Origin of the sequence: Paraburkholderia sp. BR14374 (genome assembly GCF_040948685.1) — a bacterium.
GTDB classification, from domain to species: Bacteria; Pseudomonadota; Gammaproteobacteria; order Burkholderiales; family Burkholderiaceae; genus Paraburkholderia; species Paraburkholderia youngii.
Genome location: NZ_JBFPKF010000156.1, coordinates 1 through 270, shown reverse-complemented (window position 1 = coordinate 270; position 270 = coordinate 1). Strand labels below are relative to the sequence as shown.

General features: G+C 63.0%; 1 pseudogene. It reads left to right on the top strand.

The window, feature by feature from the left end:
* Positions 1-270, top strand: a pseudogene (locus AB3X86_RS38470) (IS3 family transposase); the annotation flags it as partial.

Here is a 270-nt window from a genome sequence, read left to right as displayed (position 1 = left end):
GAACGGCTATCGTGTCTGGAAGCGCGGCGGCACGCCCGAGCGGAAACGGTTGACCGACACGCAACTGCTTACGCTGATTCGGTCGATTCATGCCGAGGTCAAGGGCGCCTACGGCTCGCCACGCATGCGTCACGACTGATTCTCGGCACAAGCTGCCCGTCGCGCCGAACCTGTTGAACCGCGAGTTCGCGCCGGCTGCGCCGAATCAGGTGTTCAGTTCGGACATCACGTATATCTGGACCGACGAGGGCTGGCTGTATCTGGCGGTCG